Genomic DNA, 19,937 nt, shown 5'->3' with positions numbered 1-19,937 from the left:
AATAGAATTGAAGGCGCAAAAAAAGAGTATCACAAAAGAAATATTATGTGATACTCTTTTTATATTTATATATTGTTATGACCAATTGATCAAGTATAATATACTATTGAATAATCTTTTGGTCTTCCTTTATATTCTTTAATAAAATCACCATACAAAAACATACGAATAAGCTAAAGATTAAGAATATTACAACACTCGCTAGTCCCATCTTAACCCCTGCTATATACTGACCGATTATCATCGCTGTAATTGCAATACCCATGGTAAAACCTTTCATAATAACAACCGATGAAAGTAAATAGCCAATTGGTCTTCTTTTCATTAAGAATACTCCCGATAGGAACGCAATTGGTACGATAAATCCTAGATCCAATCCTTGGATAACTAAAGTAGTATAGTGTTCTAAACCAACTGGTACTCTATTATTCATTATCGTTGGTGCTATTTTTCCTAACCACATCATACATAATGCTACAGCCAAGAATATTTGAAAACCACCTAGAAATTTAACTGGTAACTTTTTATCAAAAGAAGTACTTAGTCTATCCATATCTATACTTAAGATCGACAATGTAAAGGCAAAGAAACTTGTGGACATGAGAACTACGTATACTATAAACAATGGATTATACATCCATAGAAAAACATAAGATATATAAGTATATAAAAAGTATCCAAGTGTACCCGTAAGTAATAATCTCGCCTTTAAAAATCCTTTTCCTGTAAAGTATAATGCTAACAATAACAGAGGGACTCCAACAAATAATGTTACAATATCCTGTGCAATTCCTTGCGCAGCTACTGAGACAGAATCATTTTTGTATAATCCAATGCCATGTAGTTTTATCGTTTCACCACGGAATGATGTAATCTCATTGACACCAGGCCCTCCTTTTGAAAAAATTCCTATTGCAGAAGCTATAATAGATAGAAATGCAATACATAAAATTAAGTTTCTTATCGTTTTGTCGTTTTTCATACTAGCTCCCATCTGTCGCCTTTGGCGATGTACAAATCAAAGGTGTGATACGGTGAAATGTTTTATTCCTACTAACCTACATATCTGTGACTTGCTTGCACATCTAAAATCAACGTGTGAAATTGTATTTCTTTACACTACTCTCCATTCAGTAGCCCTAAGCTTTTATGCACACTATGAATTCACTTCATCAGCAAATTTCTTAATATTATCTTCTCGTATATTAGATTGATTGGTTGTTACTTTCGAGATCTTTTTTATAATAAATCTCTCCAGAAAATTCATCTGCTCCATTAAGAATTCACCACCAAATGACTCTTTAGCAATTGCTCTATTCCTTAGTTCTTCTTGAAAGTTCTGTTCTATCAGCTTAACTGCTTCTTCTCCCTCACTCATAGCACATATAAATAAACCAACTCTTACATTTTTCAGTTCTTTCATATTTTTAGTACAGAAATCAGATATTTCTTTTCTAATTCTTCCCGCATAGATTGAGCCACCAAGAATAACCGTGTCATAATTCCAAGTAGTAATTGAATAGGCCTTATTAAGATTCACTAACTCTACATTACCAACTAATTGCTTTGCTAATAGGTCTGCACACTTCTTAGTAGTTCCATGTTTGCTTGCATAAACGATTAATGTATTCATTCTACTCACCATACCTTTCCTTTACTTTTTAATATACATATTGGTCTTATATTTTTAATCTCATGTATTTTAGATTTTCTTTAGCTTTGATACCCTAACCAACTTTTATACTTAATACTTATTTTATCGATACTACAACTCTTAACACAATTTCATTGGTATAAAAATTAATTAATCTTTCTCTTTGTTCGTCACTAATATCTTTTTCCTTAATTAGTTTAATGATTAATCCTAAGGTGGAGGCTGCAATTATCTGAGCTGTTAATTCAATCGTGTCTTCCTCCACCTCTTTATCCTGATACAGTTCTTTCAGACATTCATATAATGTTGCAAGAGCAGGTTTTTCTTTTGATGCTCCTTGAAATAAAAAGCCTGTATGCTTTAACACCTCTGGTGATCCGTTTAATTGCACAACAAGAAATTGATCTGGCATACTAAGTGCAACTTCAATATATTCTCTTGTAATTTTCTTCAATTTCTCTTCTGGTGAATCTGGCTCCACTAAAGCATTTCCAACAGCTGAGGTTATTTTACTATATCCTCTTTGCATAATAATATTTAATATTTCTTCTTTATCTTTGAAATAATGATAAATAACAGATGGTGCATATTCAATTTCGCTGGCAATTTTTCTAATTGATAACTTCTCCAGACCTTCAATCGCAATAAGATCACTTGCCGTACTTAGAATAAGTTCTCTCATTTCTTCCTTTTCACGTTCTCTTCTATTCTTTACAGTCATTGGTACACCTTCATTTTCTTTTATAGAACTGTGTTCTTTTATAGAACACCGTTCTATTATAATATACCTTTTATTACTAACTGTCAATAGAAATCATTTTGCATACAGAAAGATGGTCAAGAAATACTGTATATTAGTACTTCTTGACCATCCATATTAATAGTTTTCTCTCTTACTTTTTTCTTTACAATAATAATACAATGAATAGGTGCTAGGTATTACTATCCACGCGATTAAGCCACCAATCATGAAATCTTTTGGACTTACCATAAGACTACCAATTACTATTATAAATGCAATTGGAAATGTAATAATCCCCAGAAGTTTATGTGCTGCTTTCCAAGTCATTTCATCACGAACAGTCCAAGGTAATCTTAACCCCATGTATCGATTGAATGGGATTTTAGGAGCTATATTTCCAAAGACAACAATTAACGCCACGCACATGATTAATTCAAAGAACTCCTCATTTTTCTGATAATGGATATTAGATACCGATATCCAATTTAAAGTGGTAAAAGCTAGAGGCAAGAATACCATCAGGAAAAAGTTAAATCTCCTCATTGTCTTTACTTTTGGATTATCTTCTGAAAGATGTGCAATCTTTGGAGCATAAATGTGTATCATGATTAATAGCACATACACGATTAGTCCAGAAATGCATAAGCTCAATTTCTTTTCTGGAGCAAAAAAGCCAATTCCCAAGATTACAAATGAAAGAGCACATATTACTAGATCAAACACTTTATTATTTCTTCTCATATTACTTTTTATCAAATATGGAAATAAAATTACTTAAAGCTTCTTGCAAGACAGTAACATTGATGGAATATATAACAAATAGCCCTTTTTTCTCTGATGATATCAATTCTGCTTCTCTTAATATATCTAAATGCTTTGTTATAGCTGGCTTAGACATATCAAAACGCTCTGCAATCTCTCCTGCATTCATATCCCTCTCATTCAGTAACTTTAGTATTTCACGACGAGTAGGATCCCCTAAAGCTTTAAATACATTTGCCATTTTGATTCTCCTTTCTTTCAACTAATTTAATTAGTTAACTAATTAGTTAAATAGTATACCAACTGAGAACTTTTGTCAATACATTAATAGATATTTATATTTAATAAATTTTACTTTCTTAAATTTACTAGATACTATCAAAGATAATTCAATCAGCCAAAACAATCTTTATACAAATAGAACAAAGAGTTTGCAATGCAAACTCTCGCGCCAAGCGCGGTCGCATTAGCGACATCTTTCCTTCGCACTTGTGTGCATCCTGCACGGAGTGCTTTTTAATTTATAGAAAATTCGATGAAATTTCCTATAAATTAAAAGCTACAAGCAATAGGTATAAATTACCTAAGCTTGTAGCTTCTTGCAAAATTTATTTATAACTATTCCTTACATTAATCTCTATTTTACATTTCATAGAGAGGGAGATGTGGAATTATTGTAAGAACATCTTCATGTCATCTTCAACATTTGTAATTCCGCCGATACCAAAGTTATCTACTAATACTTTAACAACATTTGGAGAAAGGAATGCTGGAAGTGTTGGTCCAAGGTGAATGTTCTTTACACCTAAGTGTAATAAAGATAGAAGAACGATTACCGCTTTTTGCTCATACCAAGCGATGTTGAAAGCGATTGGTAATTCGTTGATATCTTCTAGACCAAATACTTCTTGTAATTTTAATGCGATTAATGCTAATGAGTAAGAATCATTACATTGTCCTGCATCTAATACTCTTGGAATACCATTGATATCACCAAGTTCTAACTTATTATATTTGTATTTAGCACATCCAGCTGTAAGAATTACAGTATCTTTTGGAAGAGCTGCTGCAAAATCAGTATAGTAACTTCTTGATTTTTGACGTCCGTCACAACCAGCCATTACGAAGAATTTCTTGATAGCACCAGTCTTAACTGCTTCTACTACTTGATCAGCTAATGCTAATACTTGATTATGAGCAAATCCACCAATGATTTCTCCTTCTTCAATTTGAGTAGGAGCTGGACATGACTTAGCCATTTCGATAATTGCAGAGAAATCTTTCTTACCGTTTTCATCTTTTTCAATATGAGTACATCCTGTCATACCAGAAGTTCCTGTTGTAAATAAACGATTCTTATAAGTATCCTTTGGTGGAACGATACAGTTAGTCGTCATAAGGATAGGTCCATTAAAGCTTTCGAATTCTTCTTTTTGTTTCCACCATGCATTACCATAGTTTCCTACGAAGTTATCATATTTCTTGAATTCTGGGTAGTAATGAGCTGGTAACATTTCTGAATGTGTATAAACATCTACTCCAGTTCCTTTTGTTTGCTCTAATAATTGTTCTAAATCTTTAAGATCATGTCCAGAAATAAGGATACCAGGTTTATTTCCTACACCAATATTTACTTTTGTAATCTCTGGATTACCGTATGAAGAAGTATTAGCAGTATCTAATAATGCCATACCATCTACCCCTACTTTACCTGTTTCAAGAGTAAGTGCTACTAATTCATCTGCTGTTAAGGAATCATCTAATGTCTTTGCTAATGCTTTTTGCATGAATGCATTAACTTCTTCATTATCATGTCCTAATTCATTTGCATGTTTTACATATGCTGATAGACCTTTTAATCCATAAGTAATTAATTCTCTAAGACTTCTAACATCTTCATTTTCAGTTGCAAGAACACCAACTGTAATTGCTTTTTTATCGAATTCTTCTTTCGTATCTGCATTCCAAAGTGCTGCACTATGAAGTTTACTTTGGTCACTTACTTCTGCTACTAATTTATTTTTAATTGCTAATGTTTCTGCTACTCTCTTATAGAAGATTTCATCATCAAAGTTAGCATTTGTAATTGTAGTAAATAGATTTAAGGTAATGTAGTTATTTACTTCTTTTGATACACTTTTACCTTCTTCTCTTAAAGTAGTTGTTACATTACTTAAGCCTTTTGTTACATAGATTAGTAAATCTTGAATCTTTGCTAATTCAGGTGATTTACCACATACTCCAAAACTTGTACAGCCTACACATCCCGCTGTTTCTTGACATTGAAAACAAAACATTTTGTTATCCATTTATCTATCTCCTTTTTAGTTGTGCTTGATTTGATAGGCTAAGTATAATATAATAAAGCTCATATTACTGTAGCTGTAGCTACAAAGAAATAAATTTTATCAATTAATTTGTAATTCAATTTCCTGTCTATATAGTTAGTAGATTCTTGAAATGATCTAATACTATGATATATAGGAGATGAAACAAAGGAGGATTTATGGAAGAATATTATCCACTACTACAAAAATGCGCACTATTTCGAAATATAAAGGAGGGTGACCTCTCTCATCTCTTAGAATGTCTAGCCGCATCTACCAAAAACTATCGCAGCGATGAATATGTATTCTTTGCTGGAAACACAGTTAATTACGTTGGTATACTACTGACTGGTTCTGCTGAGATTATCAAGGAGAATCCTGCTGGAAGCAGGCATATTATGGCCTTCTTAAGTCCTGGTCAGATCTTTGCAGAAGGAATTGTATGTACTACGAAGAGAATCTCGCCTGTTACAATTCGTGTAAAAGAGAACTCAAAACTTCTATTCATTCCTTATGAACATATCGTAAAAAGCTGTAAAAATGCATGTGGATTCCATGTTCAGATTATTCAGAATATGATGATGATTCTAGGTGAAAAGAATTTTAGCCTTAATAATAAGATAGAATTACTTACTTTAAAAGGAATGCGCGAAAAGATTGCTGCTTTCTTATTAAATGAGTATACGGAAAGGAATACATTAACTTTCCATATTGTTCCAAATCGCAATGAACTTGCAGAATTCTTAAACGTATCCCGTACTTCAATGTGCAGAGAATTAGCTAGAATGAAAGATGATGAGATCTTAGATTATTATCAAAATTCCTTCAAGATTCTATCTTTGGATAAATTAAAGGAATGCTTAATGTAATATGAAAGAACGTTTTACTGAATCAATTAGCACTATATTAATTCTTGCATATGCTATATAGAAAGAATTTATCGGAGGATATACTATATGGCAACTTTTACTTCTTTCGAAGGGCGAATCAATAGTATTGAAGATTTTTATACCAGCTCTAAAGCTGAAAGTGGCTGTACTAAATTAATCTCTGTTGTGAACCGCGAAGGTGCAATTTTCAATTTTGTTGTGACCACAGAAACCTATTTTATCAATCATGTAACCGTTCAGGTTGGTGATATTGTAGTTGCATTCTATGATACGAGTTTACCTGCTCCAATGATTTATCCACCTCAATTTAGGGCAGTTGTAATTGGAATTGTATCTGATTCTTATAGTATTGCTGTTGATTTCTTTAATAAACGATTGACCAATCGAACTCGAACTCTGCAGTTAAATATAGGACCTGAAACAATTGTGATGTTAACTAATGATCAACTCTTTAGTGGAAGTCCTGGAAATCATAATCTAGCTGTACTCTACGATATTACTACAAGAAGTATCCCAGCCCAGACAACACCATTGCAAGTCATTGTACTATGTTATAATCCAACTAAGTGATTATCAAGAAAAAAATTTTATTTGAAATCTTAATGCAAGGAAAATTAGAATCTCCTCTTTCTAATTTTCCTTTTATAATAAACACTGAATTTTACTTTCATTTTAAAATAAATATGTATTTTTGATAAAAAGTAATCCCACTTTTTGCATGTTTTGCATATGCTATTTATAAAGAATGTTATCGAGGATATGTATGACAAATTTCAGTTCATTTAGCGGTAGAGTTGTAAATATAGAGCGTTTTTCAAATAATAGACGAGATACAAGCTGTAACTTGTTATTTTCAATTACTGATAATAACGATAGGACACTTCTTTTTATTGTAACTCCAAATACTTATTTTCTGAATCACGTAACGGTTCACGAAGGTGATTGTGTAGATTGTTTCTATGATCCTAGATCCGCTAGGCAACAAGATTCTCTCACACCAGCTTTTTGCGCAATCGTAATTGCAATTCAATCGAGATATGAAAATGTTATCGTTGACTTTTTTAACAGCAATCTTGTGAATCAAAATAGAACGATACAATTGAACCTTAGTACGGATACACTAATTTTATTAACAAATGCTCAGGAGTTTATCGGTAATCTCGGTAATCGAAATCTTGTCGTCGTATATACATGCACCACCAGAAATAGACTGACTCGAATTGTTCCGACTGAAGTTGTTGTACTTTGTTAAGTGATATGGCCAAGGATTCGTATTCTAGAGGTTATACATAAAGTGCGGTGCTCTCCTAATAATAAAAAGACGAACTACTAGATGTTATAAATAATCTAATGTTCGTCTTTTTATTATACTTAAATATTATTATGTTTAGTTTATATTCATTATATATTGCATCGTACAATAACTATGCTTATTTTACGCTTCACTCAACTCTTGCTACATGTTTCTGCTACAATTTCTTAATGTATCGAATCTCTTTTGCATTAAGAGGCTCTATTATATTTTCAGTTCCATCATATATGTAACCAAGCTTCTCATAGAATACTCTAGCATTACTATTCTTCTCAAATGTCCAAAGGTATACTTCGTGATAGCCAAGCTTTATAGCGTTCTCTTCACAGAATGTTACTAATGCTTCGCTAACAATACCTCACTATTTGTTCCATAATAAATATCATCTCTACCGCTTATCAATTTAAAGAATTCCTCAATAATTTCCCAATTATTGTCTACATCAAATTCATAGCTATGTCCCCAAATATAGAATATCTGTGGTGTTTCTGGCTCCATCTGTAGAAATCTCTCTGCCAGTGTAAAGAGTTCCTTTTCATTATGGTGGCAAGTTGGTTTAAAACGTAGCAGATCTGACTGTAATTCAAAATTATTGGTTGATTCAACGGTTCTTGCATATTGAATACCATTTCGTCTTAACATATCAACTACTTCGTCATTATAAGTTCCATATGCATAAGCCATTCCAACCATCTTTTGTCCAAAAAACTGCTCTAGATTCTTTTTATCTTCATCAATTTCATAATTCATCTGTTCCTCGGTAAGACCTACTAGGGAAGCATGCGTTAACCCATGTACTGCAATCTCATGACCTTGGTATAATTCTTTTAAATTATCTTTCTCCATACGTTTGATATGAATCCCGTGATCTTCCCAATTACTCTCTTCGGATTGTATACCTGAATTGAGATTAAATGTACATTTTAATTGATAACGATTCAGAAGTTCCACTAATCTCTTGTCTTGATAAATACCATCGTCATAGCTAAATGTTACCGCTTTCATTTTTCCATCTTTAAAAGCCATTTTCCTACCTCTTTTCTAGTTTTAAAAAATACTACTCCCCTTAGTAAATATTAACAATATTATACAACAAATTCATTGAAAGTGCTAGTAATATTTCTAATTAACGGTTTATAACCTGTTATTTAGGTAGTCGAGGCAATTTGCACAAAACAGAAAAGTTCATGCTTCATTGAACATGTATAAGAAGTTCTAATTCTCAGTTCATTTCGTGTTAAGCATATACTCAAACAGACAACTCGCTTCGCTCAAACAGGTCTGTTTGAGTATATAACACAAAATGAGCTGAGAACAAGAACTTCTAATACAGGTTCAAAGGCGCATTCACTTTTTCTGTTTTGTGTAAATTGCCAGGCAAGGTTATGAACAGGTTATAGTCAACTTTCTTAAAAAGGCAACTACATGTTAATTAACGTGTAGTTGCCTTTTCTAAATCTTATGTAAATATTATTATCTTAGATACTTAGCTCCTTTACTATATATTTTTACATTCCTTATGGCTCAATTCCCCATACAAGACTTCCTAATACATATGCTGTTACCTTTGTTGCATCAACATAATTAGTACTTGTTCCATCAAAAGAATAATCTCCAGTCTGGGTATAATTCGTCCAGTCTGCTTTTGAGAATCTTGCTTGAATCTCAATGGATTGTCCTGCTGCTAGAGTTCCAGCTGCTGTAGTAAATCCAATCTCTAAATAATTATCAGCTCCTTCTTTCACTGTATTCATCTTAACAAAAGTACCAGTTACATTACCACTTCCTGTAGAAGACCAGTCACACCAGAAGCTCTGATCCTTTTCTCCATCGATTGTGTAATAATAACGTAATTTACAATCTGATAAATTAATATCTGTTGTACCAGTATTGTATAATTTGATCTTAGGTGCAATGCCATTCGTTGAGCTTGCAGTATTACCGTTAAACATTTGTACTCTTAGATTACCAGCTACTACCACGGAAGAATCAATAATCGTTATAGTTAAAGTTGAATCATTACCTCCACTAAAGTCGAAGTTAAGGTTCAGTTTTCCAGTAGCTTGTTGAGCCAAGTAATCTTTTGATAAGATTACGGTATTATCTGATACTATATAATCTGTACCTAATACTAGACTTGCTGTACCATTCTTAACTGAATCTAAGGTATAACCATTTGGAGTAACTGTAATAGATACATCTTGTAGTTTCTCAGGATTCTTATCAAATGTTACTGTAGTAGGATTAATTGAAGCACTTGGAGTTGTATCTGTTATAGTAACTACTAATGTTGGATCAGCTCCTCCACTAAAGTCAAAAGTAAGACGAGTAGTTCCTACCTCTTGTTTTTCTAAATAACTCTTAAGAATTGTTACTACATCACCTGTAACTGTGTAATCCGTACCTTTTACTAAAGAAACCGTACCATTTTTAATACCATTGAATGTATTACCATTTAATGCAATATCTAATGAAATATCTTCTTGATTCGAAGCATATTTATCAAATGTAGCTGTTGTCTTTGAGATAGTTGAACTAGGTTCAGCAGTTCCAGGTTCGTTACCATATACTTTTACTCCAGCATCATATACTGGAATATAAGTAGTCTTAACTACGTTTCCGCTTGATACGTTACTAATATCAGTAAAGGAGAAATCATTCTTATTATCCCAGAAACTTGTACTTATTGGTCCTGCAATTCTAAATTGTATCTCCTTACGATATGCAGATTGTCCACCTGGATATATCTTTGTACCAGTAAAATCTACATTAACATAATATATATTATTAGCTTCATCCCAAGGTAATAATTTAGATACAGTTGCACCGGAGTTATAGTTAGTAGAAATTGTAAGATCACTAGCTGTATAACCATTCTTAACTGCTTCTGAAATATCAATAAAGTATTTAAAAGATAATTTATCTCCTACTTTTGCTGGCCATCCAGAACGATTATTAAGTAACGCTTTAATTTCAATAAAATTAGGTCCTGTTGCATTTACTCCAGCTTCTACAAAGAACTCATCATTCGTCTTTTCTTCGATTGCTGTAAAATTAGCAATTGGTGTTCCACCATACCATTTATACATTTTAGTTAAGGCACCTACAAATCCAGCATTGTAATCGCAAGCAATCTCATTATTAACATAATTAGCAATTGAGTCTGTATAGCTATCATCTTTTCCAGGTCCACCAACTAATGCACCATAAATGGTATGTCTATGATTGGTTGGAACTGTTTGACTATCTGCCCAAGAGCTATGTGCTGTACGATGATGTGGATGTTCAGGAGAGTTGGTTCCGAATCCAACTTCAAAGCTTCTACCTGTACTTCCTAATGCATAGTTAATCTGTTGTTTTGCAAAGTTACGATAAGTATCTACTTTACTTGCAGTACATCCCGACCAATCTGAATATACTCCTGCTAAAAATGCAGTCGTAGTAGCATATCTTAACGATCCCCACTCACTTAACCAAGCAAGTCCTTTTGGAGTATAGTTAACTCTATTTCCATTATATCCTGTAGTCCAATAATCAAGATGCATCTCTATCGCATCTTTGTAGATTGCTTTATTTGTTAATTCAGCTAACAGTAAGCAAGCGCCATTATGAACATCATCCCAGTTCTGAGCCCACTTATAGGATATCGTAGTTGACTGAGGTTCCGTTCCCCAATTTGCTACATAACCTTCAGCTTTATTTAAATAAGCTTTATCTCCAGTAGCGATATATAGCCATACTCCTGACCATGACAATTCATCGTAGAATCCGCTCCACGAATTATAATAGCCATCAGCAGCTGTATAACCTTTATCACTTTTTGTAGTATCAGCAAATGTAAATAACTCTTTTGCATGCTTTAAACAAGTTGCTGCGTATGTTGGATCTGTATCTTTAAATATGACACTTGCAGAAGCTAAAGCTGCTGCTGCTTCACCAACTACAGCTGATCCTGGGTTAGACAAATCCACTTTGTAGGAAGGACGTTTCATCTGCATTACCTCAGCAGGTCCCCACCAAGAGTGGTCTAATCCACCATCACCTACTTGATAATAGAATACATTTGGTTCTGGATGACATTTCATCAGGTAATCACTTACCCATTTAATATCATCTAGCATATAACTTAATTGACCACTTTCTTCTAATGCATCCCTGTCTTCGTATACCGACCAAGCAAGCATTGTCTGTGTATAAGCCATTGGTAAATTAAATTTCACATGATCACCTGCATCATACCATCCACCAGTAAGATCAAGACCTACATCCGATCCATCTGTTAAGCCCGAATCGGCTCTCCAGTTATCCCTTTTATTATCTGGCAAATCACCAGAACGTTGAAATTCATAGAACATAATGGCTTTTTGTAAAGCTTCCCCATAGTTAAACGTTGCATCCCCACTTGCTGCACTTACAAGTTTGGATGGCAGTAACGAAACAACCATACTTACGACCAATAGAATGCTCCATATCTTTTTCATATTTATACTCCACCTTTCAACTTTTAACTTCTTTTGAGAATCTCGTATGCTCCTATACGAGATTTTCAATACACTAGTGTCCATGTCTGTAACTCAATTACAGACTTTTACTTTTATAATCGCACCGCCACTTTGAAGTAACGGTGCTAAAAAAGGAAGAAGAATAAAAATTAATTTTATAACTGTATTAAATTATGGTTCGATACCCCAAGCTAGAATATTGGAAATATAACCTGTTACTTTGCTTGTATCTACATAATTAGTACTCGAACCATCAAAAGAATAGTCTCCAGTCTGAGTATAATTTGACCAATCTGCTTTTGATATTCTTACTTGTACATCAATGGATTGACCTGCTGCAAGATTGCCTGCTGCACTCGTGAATCCAACTTCTAAATAATAATCAGCAGATGTCTTAGCTGTAGCAAGTTTCGTGAATGCGCCTGTTACATTACCACTTCCAATACTAGCCCAGTCACACCAGAAGTTCTGACCTTGATCACCATCGATTGTATAGTAGTAACGTACTTTTACATCTGAAAGCTTAATATCGGATGTACCAGTATTATAGATCTTGAATTTTGGTGCTATACCATTCGTAGAAGCTGCTGTACTTCCGTTAAACATTTGAACTTTAATATTACCTGATAGAACCGGCACAGATGAATCTGTTACAGTAACAACAAGTACACGATCAACACCTTCACTAAAATCAAAGGTTAAACGAACGCTTCCAATCTCTTGTTTTGCTAAGTAATCTTTTGAAATTACTACGTTGTTATCAGTTACCGTATAATCAGTACCTGCTACTAACACATCCGTACCATTTTTGATTTGAGTTAATGTATTATTATTTAATTTCATTGTAACTGATACATCTGCTTGTTTTTCTGCACTCTTATCGAATGTAGCTGTTGTAGGTGTAATCTCAGAATTATTTTGTACTTCTGTATTATATAGAACAGAATATAATCCATTTGCAATAGCAATATCGCATTGAGCCCAGAAACGGTGGTAATTGAATACTGGTGCTGTTTTATTTTGATATGCAGCTAATACTTTTGTATAATCTGGATCTTGTAGATATTTTGTACGAATATCTAAGAATTTAGCACCTTCTTTAAGAACATCTCCATTAGGCATAGTACCTGTCCATCCCTTTGGTACCGTTAATGTTTGATCAAAGAAACGACTATAATCTGCTCTAGCTTCTGGTGCTGATAAACCTTTATCATCTCTGTATAGATTCCACATACGGTCTAATAATTCTTTGGCAAGAACACGTGAAGTGTCATCATTAGCTGCTTTACTATAGTATAATAATGCATTTGCTAAAGATGCTGTTGCACCTAAATCAGTACCATAGTCTCTAACAGATACATGGAGATTCGTGTTACCAGTTGATGAGCCTGTCCAAGTATCTGGTTGACCAGACCAGTTAAGATTACTTGGTACTGCAAATGTTCCATCCTCATTCAATTTAACTACAGATTCAACCCAACTTACCCATTTATCAAGAATAGCTTTTGCTCTTGCATCATTTGTCTTATAGTAGTATTCAGCAACACGTTGCATAGACCATGCCTGCCATCCAAACCATTCATTGCTTCCTGGGTCAGCATATACAGGATGTTCTTGATATGGCATACCATAGAATGTTGAAGTTCCTGCTGGTGCAGTATCATAACGTCCATTATAGGAATTTGTTGCTCCACCTGCTATTGCTCCTTCACTAGATTGAAGCCATTGATAGAATTCCAATTGTCTATCTAAGCTTGTAGCCCAATCAGATGCACCATTTTTAGAAGCTGGTTTGTATTCATCATTTGCAGATAAGATCCAAGCAGCCATTGGGTTCTGATATCCAAAATGATTATGACTACTACCAATCTTCCAAGCCCAGTCTGCTGTAATTCCACCGCCCCAAGCATAATACCAAGATAATAGATAGTGTGCTGAATCATATCCAGTACCTGCTTTTGAGGAGTTACCAATTTGTTTAAAGTATTTGTCAAACATTGCGTAACGTAAGTAATCTCCCATCTTTGTTGCTTTACTTACATCATTACTTATATCTACTCCATACTCTTTGGCCCATTCATTTGCCCAATAAGTAGCTTGTACAGCACGCGCATCTGCGTCTGATGCATCTGTATACTTAAATTGTGCTGAGTATTGTTTATCTCCGGTAAATAGATCTAAATATCCATTTTTACCACCGTACTTCATTTGATCCCAACAAGGTTGTGGAATAGCTTCCCACGTAGATTCTTGTCTTCCTCTTTGGAATGTATTGATAAACGATGGTGCAGAAGTTCCATCTTCTCTCACTCCATAGCCATACCAGTTATCAACATCTAGTAACCAATGCATACCATACATCATGCTGGTTCCATAAGTAGAGGTTAAATCACTACTTATTGGATCAGTACCTACTGGAGAATTAAAATCCAATTTAGCTGGATATTCATCCATTGTATCGTACTCAGGCGCATAAGTAGCTGGTTTACTTGCATTATACTTAGACATACTTGTATTCGGCTGATCCTTAGCACCTGGAATCATATATGTCTCTGTTGTATCCCATGCTTTTTCAAAGTTTGTAAAATTCCCCGTAAATTTTCCGTACATAGCTTCTAACCACATATAGTAGCTTAGAGCCTCACTTGTAGTAACATGTCCATAATCTGGAGCTTCTACAATCAAGGTCTCAACTGAGTGATACGGAATACCTTCCTTACTAAAATAGCCATTACTTGTATCATGAAGTTCATTCCACATCTCCATAAATCTACTTTTATAAGTATCTGTAACCTCAGTTGCTGCATAAGCGTCATTCTCCCCAGTCGCCGCAAAAGTGTTCATTGGTTTTAATGGTGTAGTAAATACCATTGAAACCGCTGCAAATAATGCAACCTTACTTCTAAAGCTTTTACTTAACATACTAATAACCTCCCTTTATTATCTAACAATTAGCCTTTTCTTCAATCCCTCAATTCAGCCCGTATCACCCCAAGCGTGTCCTCCTTTCTTATACCTTCTACTGAATTGTTTCCCAATTGAAAAAAGAGTTAACTGATAGTCTCCCCTATATCGTAACTCTTTGACTTATGCCTCATAATATGATTACTAGATGTAAACCGCACTGTTTGTATTTATTTCACAATATTATGTTAACATAACTTCCATTTATTGTCAATCTTTTATTTATTCATTAAATAAACTTTTTATATCGTTATTAAAATGACTATGTTATTAATATAACGAATTACTTTTTTTGTTGAATTTAATCAAAAATGGTGATGTAGTATTTTCACTACATCACCATATATGAATTAGTATCAAGTTAGTTATTAGCATTCTTAATTTGCTCCAAATATTTTTCCGCAGCTGGATCCTTAAACTGATATACTCTAAAATACTCTTTTGTCTCTAAATCCTTTTTCGTCTCACATCGATTTCGATATAGAAATTTAGTTAAGCTATAGCAATCAACCCATATTTCATTAATTCCTTCTTTTTGTGACTCATCAAATATTAATTGCAGACCAAAATGAAGATGCGATGTATCAATGTTATTGGTATTCTCTTTTCTACTATAACCAGTTCTACCCAAATATCCAATAACATCTCCTGCTTGAACAACACTTCCAACAGTTAGTGATTTATTATAAGGGAAATTCTTTCTTAAGTGAGCATAGTAATAATATCTCTTTTTATCAAAGCTTCGTATTCCTATCCTCCAACCACCGTACTGATTCCATCCTAGGGCTTCTACATAACCTGATTCAACTGCAACAATTGGTGTTCCAACTTGCCCCATCATGTCATGCCCTAAATGATTTCTTTTATATCCATAAGATCTAGAAACTCCAAAATCATCATAATCATTGTAATCATAAAATTTTGCAATTGGTGAAAAGGCTTTTAAACCATATTTTTTTACCCACAGTTTTTGCTCTGCATTATTTTCATCAGTAGTCTCAACTTCATACTCACCTACCAGCCCACTAAGAACTGCTGAATATGCCTCGTAATAATAATTATAATATTTCATATCTTTCGTTAAACTACTCATATCAACTTCCTTACTTTTTAATTTATCAACGAGTGTTTCCATATCTTTTTTCTTATATTTTGAGAAATTACCACCATTCCTCGCTCCTAAGTATGCTAATAATTCAATCCAATTAAGTCTTACGTCTTCGTTATTTATTACAGATTGAACGTCATAATTATAGGCATCTTCTAATGCCGCACAATTCACATTGAATTCTACCCATTTTATATATGATTTTTCTTCTTTCTTATCTTTATCATCCTCAGAATCCGATTTGTTCTGGTTATTCGCTTCTCCACTTTCTTTCAGTGATTTATTTTTTAAAATCTGATTTAGCTCCACAGTTAATAAATCTGTTGTTTCATCATTATCTTCAATATCATTTGTATTTTGTTTCGAATTTATTTGTACAGCCATGGTTTCAACTTTCTTTTCCTTAGAACTATGTTTGGAATTACTTTGAGAATCATTTCCAATATTTTGATATGTAAAAATGATTAATATAGATAATACTAAAATCAGCTCACACATTACAGCATTTTTTATTTTTTCAAATCGATTCATTCCTTATCTTACCTTTATTTAAAATCTACTAATAGTTTATGTTTGAATCGGCTTTCTATTACAAAAGAATATAACTAGGTCAATAAAAATCATGTCAAAGCATACGAATATTTTAACCTTTTGTATCTGTAGCTACAACATTTTATTTTCCAATGTGTTATAATCTAAAAAATGGTATCTTTGTATCAAGTTTTACAAAATATCATGATATTTTAATATCAAGAATATCTATCATGAAAGGAGAACTAATTATGGCTCAAGTAACAAAGGAAATGGTAATTGGTAAAATCTTAAAAATTGATCAAGGTGTTGTTCCAATCTTATTAAATTCAGGAATGCACTGCCTTGGATGCCCATCTTCTCAAATGGAATCATTAGAAGATGCTTGTGCAGTTCATGGAATGGATCCTAATGAATTAGTTGAAGAATTAAACAATTATTTAGCAACAAAAGCTTAATTCGATTAAATTAAAACCTTTTCGCCTTCTTTAATAGTTTTCATAATCTTATGAATATTTATCTATGGTTTAAATCATAATAAAAAAGTAATTGAAAATTAATTTAATGGAGGCGATTTTATGGACAAGAATCCAAGTATAAAATGTAATGTTACCGAATGTAGATACAATGCAAATCAAGATAAGTATTGTACATTAGAACAAATTCAAGTAGGTAAACATGATCAAGTTACAAGTGACGTACAAGGTACTGACTGTAATTCATTTCAAAGAAAAGAAAGCTTTACCTGATATTTAAAATTAGAATTATGCAACCCTCTAGATGAATCATCTTCATTTAGAGGGTTTTTATAAAGCAAAAGTGCAGTTGTGGGAATAAAAGTGTTTACAAAGAAATAAATATTAGCTAATATATTATAGTACAAATTTGCTACCATATATGGTAGCCTTTGGGTAATTAATTAAGTTTTAGAAAGGAATATTAAAATGGCAAATACAAATCCTATCGTTACAATCGAAATGGAATCAGGAGAAATTATTAAAGTTGAACTTTATCCTGATATAGCACCTAACACAGTAAAAAACTTTATCTCTTTAGTAAAAAAGGGTTATTATGATGGTCTTATCTTCCACCGCGTAATTAATGGTTTCATGCTTCAAGGCGGATGTCCAGAAGGAAGTGGTATGGGAGGTCCTGGATATTCAATTAAAGGTGAATTCAAATTAAACGGATTTGACAATCAATTAAAACATACTCCTGGAGTAATCTCAATGGCGCGTTCTCAAATGCCTAACTCAGCAGGTTCTCAATTCTTTATTATGCATAAGAATTCTCCTCACCTTGACGGTTCTTACGCTGCATTTGGCCAAGTTACCGAAGGAATGGATGTTGTAAATAAGATTGCAGAAACTAAGACAGATTATTCAGACCGTCCAGCAACAAAACAAGTTATGAAAAAAGTAACTGTAGATACTTTCGGTGTTGAATATGATGAACCTGAGAAATGCTAATAATTAAATAACGAATATATTCTATTCAATTGATTAAGTATAGTTTTAAAAAAAGGTTGCCAATTTATCCAATATGGCAACCTTTTCTTTATTTTTTTAAATTCTCTATATATTTTTCAATAACGTTCATTACAGTTTCTAAGAGCTTAATCCTCGCATAATTCTTAGAATTTGCTTCTACTATAGTCCAGGGAGCATAGGTAGTAGATGTTCTAATAAGCATTTCATCTACCGCCTTTTCATATTCATCCCACTTTGCTCTATTTCGCCAATCTTCCTCTGTAATCTTCCATTGTTTTTCAGGATTTTCTTGTCTTTCTTTGAACCGTTTTCCTTGTTCTTCTTTATCAATGTGAAGCCAGAATTTCATTACAATTGTACCAGCATTCGTTAATTGCTTTTCTAATTGATTTATTTCACTATAAGCTCTCTTCCATTCCTCGTCACGTATAAGTTCCTCCACTCGTTCAACTAATACTCTTCCATACCAGCTTCGATCATATATGGCAATTTGAGAAGCTTTCGGTAGTTTATTATAAAATCTCCACATATAGTGATGCTCTTTTTCTATATCATTAGGTGCTGCAATTGGAATCACTTCATACCCCCTTGGGTCGAGACATTCGGTAAGTCGTTTAATCGTTCCTCCTTTTCCAGCTGCATCCCATCCTTCAAAAACGATTACAATAGGAATTTGTAATAGATATACTTTATTTTGTAGAATCGCTATTTTTTCTTGAAGAACTTCTAATTTATTTCTATATTCTTCTTTTTCTATCGATAACGATAAATCTACAGAGTCTAAAGTACTATTATGAAAAAGCTCTTCACTTGGTATCCATCCAAGTTTCCTATGATAATTATCCACTTTCCTTGAAGCTACAACATCCTTTGTTAGTTCTGTTTCCATTCGCTCAACAACGGTTGATAATACCTTTATTTCAGCATATTGTAAGTCTGTAGCTTCGACTATGCTCCATGGTGCTTCTGCCATATCTGTCTTTTCAAGCATCTCATTGTTGATAGCTAAATATTCTTCATAGTTTTTATTATGTTTCCAGTCCGCTTTTGTTACACGCCATGCCGTTTCTTTATGCTCTTCTAGTTTATGAAGTCTCTTTTTTTGCTCATGCTTTGAGATATGAAGAAAGAATTTAATAATTAACATTCCATCTTTAATTAACATATCTTCAAAATTCAATATTTCATCATATGCATTTTGCACTTTCTTTTTGTCTGAAATGCCATCCATTCTATCAGATAATATTCTACGATACCAACTTCGATCAAAAATCGCTATCTGTCCCTTTGCAGGTATCTTATTCCAAAAACGGCATAGATAAGGTCTTTTTTTATCTTCCTCTGTTTCTATATCTATAGAAAATACTTTAAATCCCCTAGGATCCAATGAATGAATTAGATTGTTTATTAAATCACCTTTACCAGATGCACCCCATCCTTCGAACACAACCATAATAGGTATCTGTCTACTCAGACACTCTCTTTGCAATACCGATAACTGTTTTGATAATGTCTCTAATTTATCTGTATATTCCTTATGATCAATTGATTTATTTAGATCAATTTTTTCTAGCATAATCGGCCTCATCTCATTATATTCTTCTATATATTTCACAATATATCATTTACATATATAATGAAATTAATCCATCATC

At 33.1% G+C, this 19,937-nt stretch carries 18 protein-coding genes; 6 read left to right on the top strand and 12 right to left on the bottom strand.

Annotation, left to right across the window (positions count from 1 at the left end; genetic code table 11):
• Positions 1-103: 103 nt before the first annotated feature.
• From bsdtb5_RS09275 to hcp, 6 genes are all read right to left on the bottom strand, one after another.
• Entirely contained in the window at positions 104-982 is an 879-nt protein-coding gene (locus bsdtb5_RS09275) for a hypothetical protein (RefSeq protein WP_271715734.1), read from the bottom strand.
• A gap of 174 nt (positions 983-1,156) precedes the next feature.
• The gene (locus tag bsdtb5_RS09270; RefSeq protein WP_271715733.1) at positions 1,157-1,633 is read right to left on the bottom strand and encodes a flavodoxin domain-containing protein; all 477 of its coding nucleotides are present in this window, start codon (positions 1,631-1,633) and stop codon (positions 1,157-1,159) included.
• 118 nt (positions 1,634-1,751) lie between these two features.
• Positions 1,752-2,375 carry a TetR/AcrR family transcriptional regulator gene (locus bsdtb5_RS09265; protein ID WP_271715732.1) on the bottom strand — a complete coding sequence of 208 codons (624 nt, stop codon included), beginning with the start codon at positions 2,373-2,375 and terminating at the stop codon, positions 1,752-1,754.
• 156 nt (positions 2,376-2,531) lie between these two features.
• The gene (locus bsdtb5_RS09260; RefSeq protein ID WP_271715731.1) at positions 2,532-3,137 is read right to left on the bottom strand and encodes an SdpI family protein; all 606 of its coding nucleotides are present in this window, start codon (positions 3,135-3,137) and stop codon (positions 2,532-2,534) included.
• A gap of 1 nt (position 3,138) precedes the next feature.
• Entirely contained in the window at positions 3,139-3,399 is a 261-nt protein-coding gene (locus tag bsdtb5_RS09255) for an autorepressor SdpR family transcription factor (protein ID WP_271715730.1), read from the bottom strand.
• A 430-nt stretch (positions 3,400-3,829) separates the two neighbouring features.
• The gene (gene hcp, locus bsdtb5_RS09250) at positions 3,830-5,467 is read right to left on the bottom strand and encodes a hydroxylamine reductase (RefSeq protein ID WP_271715729.1); all 1,638 of its coding nucleotides are present in this window, start codon (positions 5,465-5,467) and stop codon (positions 3,830-3,832) included.
• 197 nt (positions 5,468-5,664) lie between these two features.
• On the opposite strand from hcp, the gene bsdtb5_RS09245 reads away from it, so the two are divergent.
• The 3 genes from bsdtb5_RS09245 (at position 5,665) to bsdtb5_RS09235 (ending at position 7,627) form a co-directional block, all read left to right on the top strand.
• The gene (locus bsdtb5_RS09245; RefSeq protein ID WP_271715728.1) at positions 5,665-6,354 is read left to right on the top strand and encodes a Crp/Fnr family transcriptional regulator; all 690 of its coding nucleotides are present in this window, start codon (positions 5,665-5,667) and stop codon (positions 6,352-6,354) included.
• An 87-nt stretch (positions 6,355-6,441) separates the two neighbouring features.
• Positions 6,442-6,945, top strand: coding sequence for a hypothetical protein (locus bsdtb5_RS09240; protein ID WP_271715727.1), 504 nt, complete (start codon positions 6,442-6,444; stop codon positions 6,943-6,945).
• Positions 6,946-7,138: 193 nt separating this feature from the next.
• Positions 7,139-7,627, top strand: coding sequence for a hypothetical protein (locus bsdtb5_RS09235; RefSeq protein ID WP_271715726.1), 489 nt, complete (start codon positions 7,139-7,141; stop codon positions 7,625-7,627).
• A 217-nt stretch (positions 7,628-7,844) separates the two neighbouring features.
• Here bsdtb5_RS09235 and bsdtb5_RS21925 read toward each other — a convergent pair whose 3' ends face one another.
• From bsdtb5_RS21925 to bsdtb5_RS09205, 5 genes are all read right to left on the bottom strand, one after another.
• The gene (locus bsdtb5_RS21925; RefSeq protein ID WP_408628623.1) at positions 7,845-8,000 is read right to left on the bottom strand and encodes a GNAT family N-acetyltransferase; all 156 of its coding nucleotides are present in this window, start codon (positions 7,998-8,000) and stop codon (positions 7,845-7,847) included.
• A 23-nt stretch (positions 8,001-8,023) separates the two neighbouring features.
• A complete protein-coding gene (locus bsdtb5_RS09230; RefSeq protein WP_271715725.1) occupies positions 8,024-8,713 on the bottom strand; it encodes a polysaccharide deacetylase family protein in 690 nt (229 codons plus the stop codon).
• Between the two features lie 491 nt (positions 8,714-9,204).
• Positions 9,205-12,168, bottom strand: coding sequence for a glycoside hydrolase family 9 protein (locus tag bsdtb5_RS09220; RefSeq protein WP_330611990.1), 2,964 nt, complete (start codon positions 12,166-12,168; stop codon positions 9,205-9,207).
• A gap of 192 nt (positions 12,169-12,360) precedes the next feature.
• Positions 12,361-15,111 carry a glycoside hydrolase family 48 protein gene (locus bsdtb5_RS09210; protein WP_330611989.1) on the bottom strand — a complete coding sequence of 917 codons (2,751 nt, stop codon included), beginning with the start codon at positions 15,109-15,111 and terminating at the stop codon, positions 12,361-12,363.
• 403 nt (positions 15,112-15,514) lie between these two features.
• Positions 15,515-16,792 (bottom strand): M23 family metallopeptidase, encoded by a 1,278-nt coding sequence (locus bsdtb5_RS09205; RefSeq protein WP_271715724.1) that lies wholly within the window; start codon positions 16,790-16,792, stop codon positions 15,515-15,517.
• A gap of 251 nt (positions 16,793-17,043) precedes the next feature.
• Here bsdtb5_RS09205 and bsdtb5_RS09200 point away from each other — a divergent pair, with 251 nt between their 5' ends.
• From bsdtb5_RS09200 to bsdtb5_RS09190, 3 genes are all read left to right on the top strand, one after another.
• A complete protein-coding gene (locus bsdtb5_RS09200; RefSeq protein ID WP_271715723.1) occupies positions 17,044-17,250 on the top strand; it encodes a DUF1858 domain-containing protein in 207 nt (68 codons plus the stop codon).
• A gap of 120 nt (positions 17,251-17,370) precedes the next feature.
• On the top strand, positions 17,371-17,541 hold the full coding sequence (locus tag bsdtb5_RS09195; protein ID WP_271715722.1) for a DUF1540 domain-containing protein: 171 nt from the start codon (positions 17,371-17,373) through the stop codon (positions 17,539-17,541).
• A 195-nt stretch (positions 17,542-17,736) separates the two neighbouring features.
• The gene (locus bsdtb5_RS09190; protein WP_271715721.1) at positions 17,737-18,261 is read left to right on the top strand and encodes a peptidylprolyl isomerase; all 525 of its coding nucleotides are present in this window, start codon (positions 17,737-17,739) and stop codon (positions 18,259-18,261) included.
• Between the two features lie 88 nt (positions 18,262-18,349).
• Here the strand turns inward: bsdtb5_RS09190 and pap are convergent, their stop codons facing one another.
• The gene (pap, locus tag bsdtb5_RS09185) at positions 18,350-19,858 is read right to left on the bottom strand and encodes a polyphosphate:AMP phosphotransferase (RefSeq protein WP_271715720.1); all 1,509 of its coding nucleotides are present in this window, start codon (positions 19,856-19,858) and stop codon (positions 18,350-18,352) included.
• Positions 19,859-19,937: the final 79 nt, after the last annotated feature.

Source organism: Anaeromicropila herbilytica (genome assembly GCF_016591975.1).
Lineage (GTDB): Bacteria > Bacillota > Clostridia > Lachnospirales > Lachnospiraceae > Anaeromicropila > Anaeromicropila herbilytica.
Note: the sequence above shows the minus strand (reverse complement) of the source record. Positions and strands in the feature narration are given on the sequence as shown.

What these genes read in the sequence shown, in the direction of transcription:
- bsdtb5_RS09275 (WP_271715734.1), bottom strand. Translation starts at nt 982, where the DNA reads ATGAAAAACGACAAAACGATAAGAAACTTAATTTTATGTATTGCATTT.
- bsdtb5_RS09270 (WP_271715733.1), bottom strand. Translation starts at nt 1,633, where the DNA reads ATGAATACATTAATCGTTTATGCAAGCAAACATGGAACTACTAAGAAG.
- bsdtb5_RS09265 (WP_271715732.1), bottom strand. Translation starts at nt 2,375, where the DNA reads ATGACTGTAAAGAATAGAAGAGAACGTGAAAAGGAAGAAATGAGAGAA.
- bsdtb5_RS09260 (WP_271715731.1), bottom strand. Translation starts at nt 3,137, where the DNA reads ATGAGAAGAAATAATAAAGTGTTTGATCTAGTAATATGTGCTCTTTCA.
- bsdtb5_RS09255 (WP_271715730.1), bottom strand. Translation starts at nt 3,399, where the DNA reads ATGGCAAATGTATTTAAAGCTTTAGGGGATCCTACTCGTCGTGAAATA.
- hcp (WP_271715729.1), bottom strand. Translation starts at nt 5,467, where the DNA reads ATGGATAACAAAATGTTTTGTTTTCAATGTCAAGAAACAGCGGGATGT.
- bsdtb5_RS09245 (WP_271715728.1), top strand. Translation starts at nt 5,665, where the DNA reads ATGGAAGAATATTATCCACTACTACAAAAATGCGCACTATTTCGAAAT.
- bsdtb5_RS09240 (WP_271715727.1), top strand. Translation starts at nt 6,442, where the DNA reads ATGGCAACTTTTACTTCTTTCGAAGGGCGAATCAATAGTATTGAAGAT.
- bsdtb5_RS09235 (WP_271715726.1), top strand. Translation starts at nt 7,139, where the DNA reads ATGACAAATTTCAGTTCATTTAGCGGTAGAGTTGTAAATATAGAGCGT.
- bsdtb5_RS09230 (WP_271715725.1), bottom strand. Translation starts at nt 8,713, where the DNA reads ATGGCTTTTAAAGATGGAAAAATGAAAGCGGTAACATTTAGCTATGAC.
- bsdtb5_RS09220 (WP_330611990.1), bottom strand. Translation starts at nt 12,168, where the DNA reads ATGAAAAAGATATGGAGCATTCTATTGGTCGTAAGTATGGTTGTTTCG.
- bsdtb5_RS09210 (WP_330611989.1), bottom strand. Translation starts at nt 15,111, where the DNA reads ATGTTAAGTAAAAGCTTTAGAAGTAAGGTTGCATTATTTGCAGCGGTT.
- bsdtb5_RS09205 (WP_271715724.1), bottom strand. Translation starts at nt 16,792, where the DNA reads ATGAATCGATTTGAAAAAATAAAAAATGCTGTAATGTGTGAGCTGATT.
- bsdtb5_RS09200 (WP_271715723.1), top strand. Translation starts at nt 17,044, where the DNA reads ATGGCTCAAGTAACAAAGGAAATGGTAATTGGTAAAATCTTAAAAATT.
- bsdtb5_RS09195 (WP_271715722.1), top strand. Translation starts at nt 17,371, where the DNA reads ATGGACAAGAATCCAAGTATAAAATGTAATGTTACCGAATGTAGATAC.
- bsdtb5_RS09190 (WP_271715721.1), top strand. Translation starts at nt 17,737, where the DNA reads ATGGCAAATACAAATCCTATCGTTACAATCGAAATGGAATCAGGAGAA.
- pap (WP_271715720.1), bottom strand. Translation starts at nt 19,858, where the DNA reads ATGCTAGAAAAAATTGATCTAAATAAATCAATTGATCATAAGGAATAT.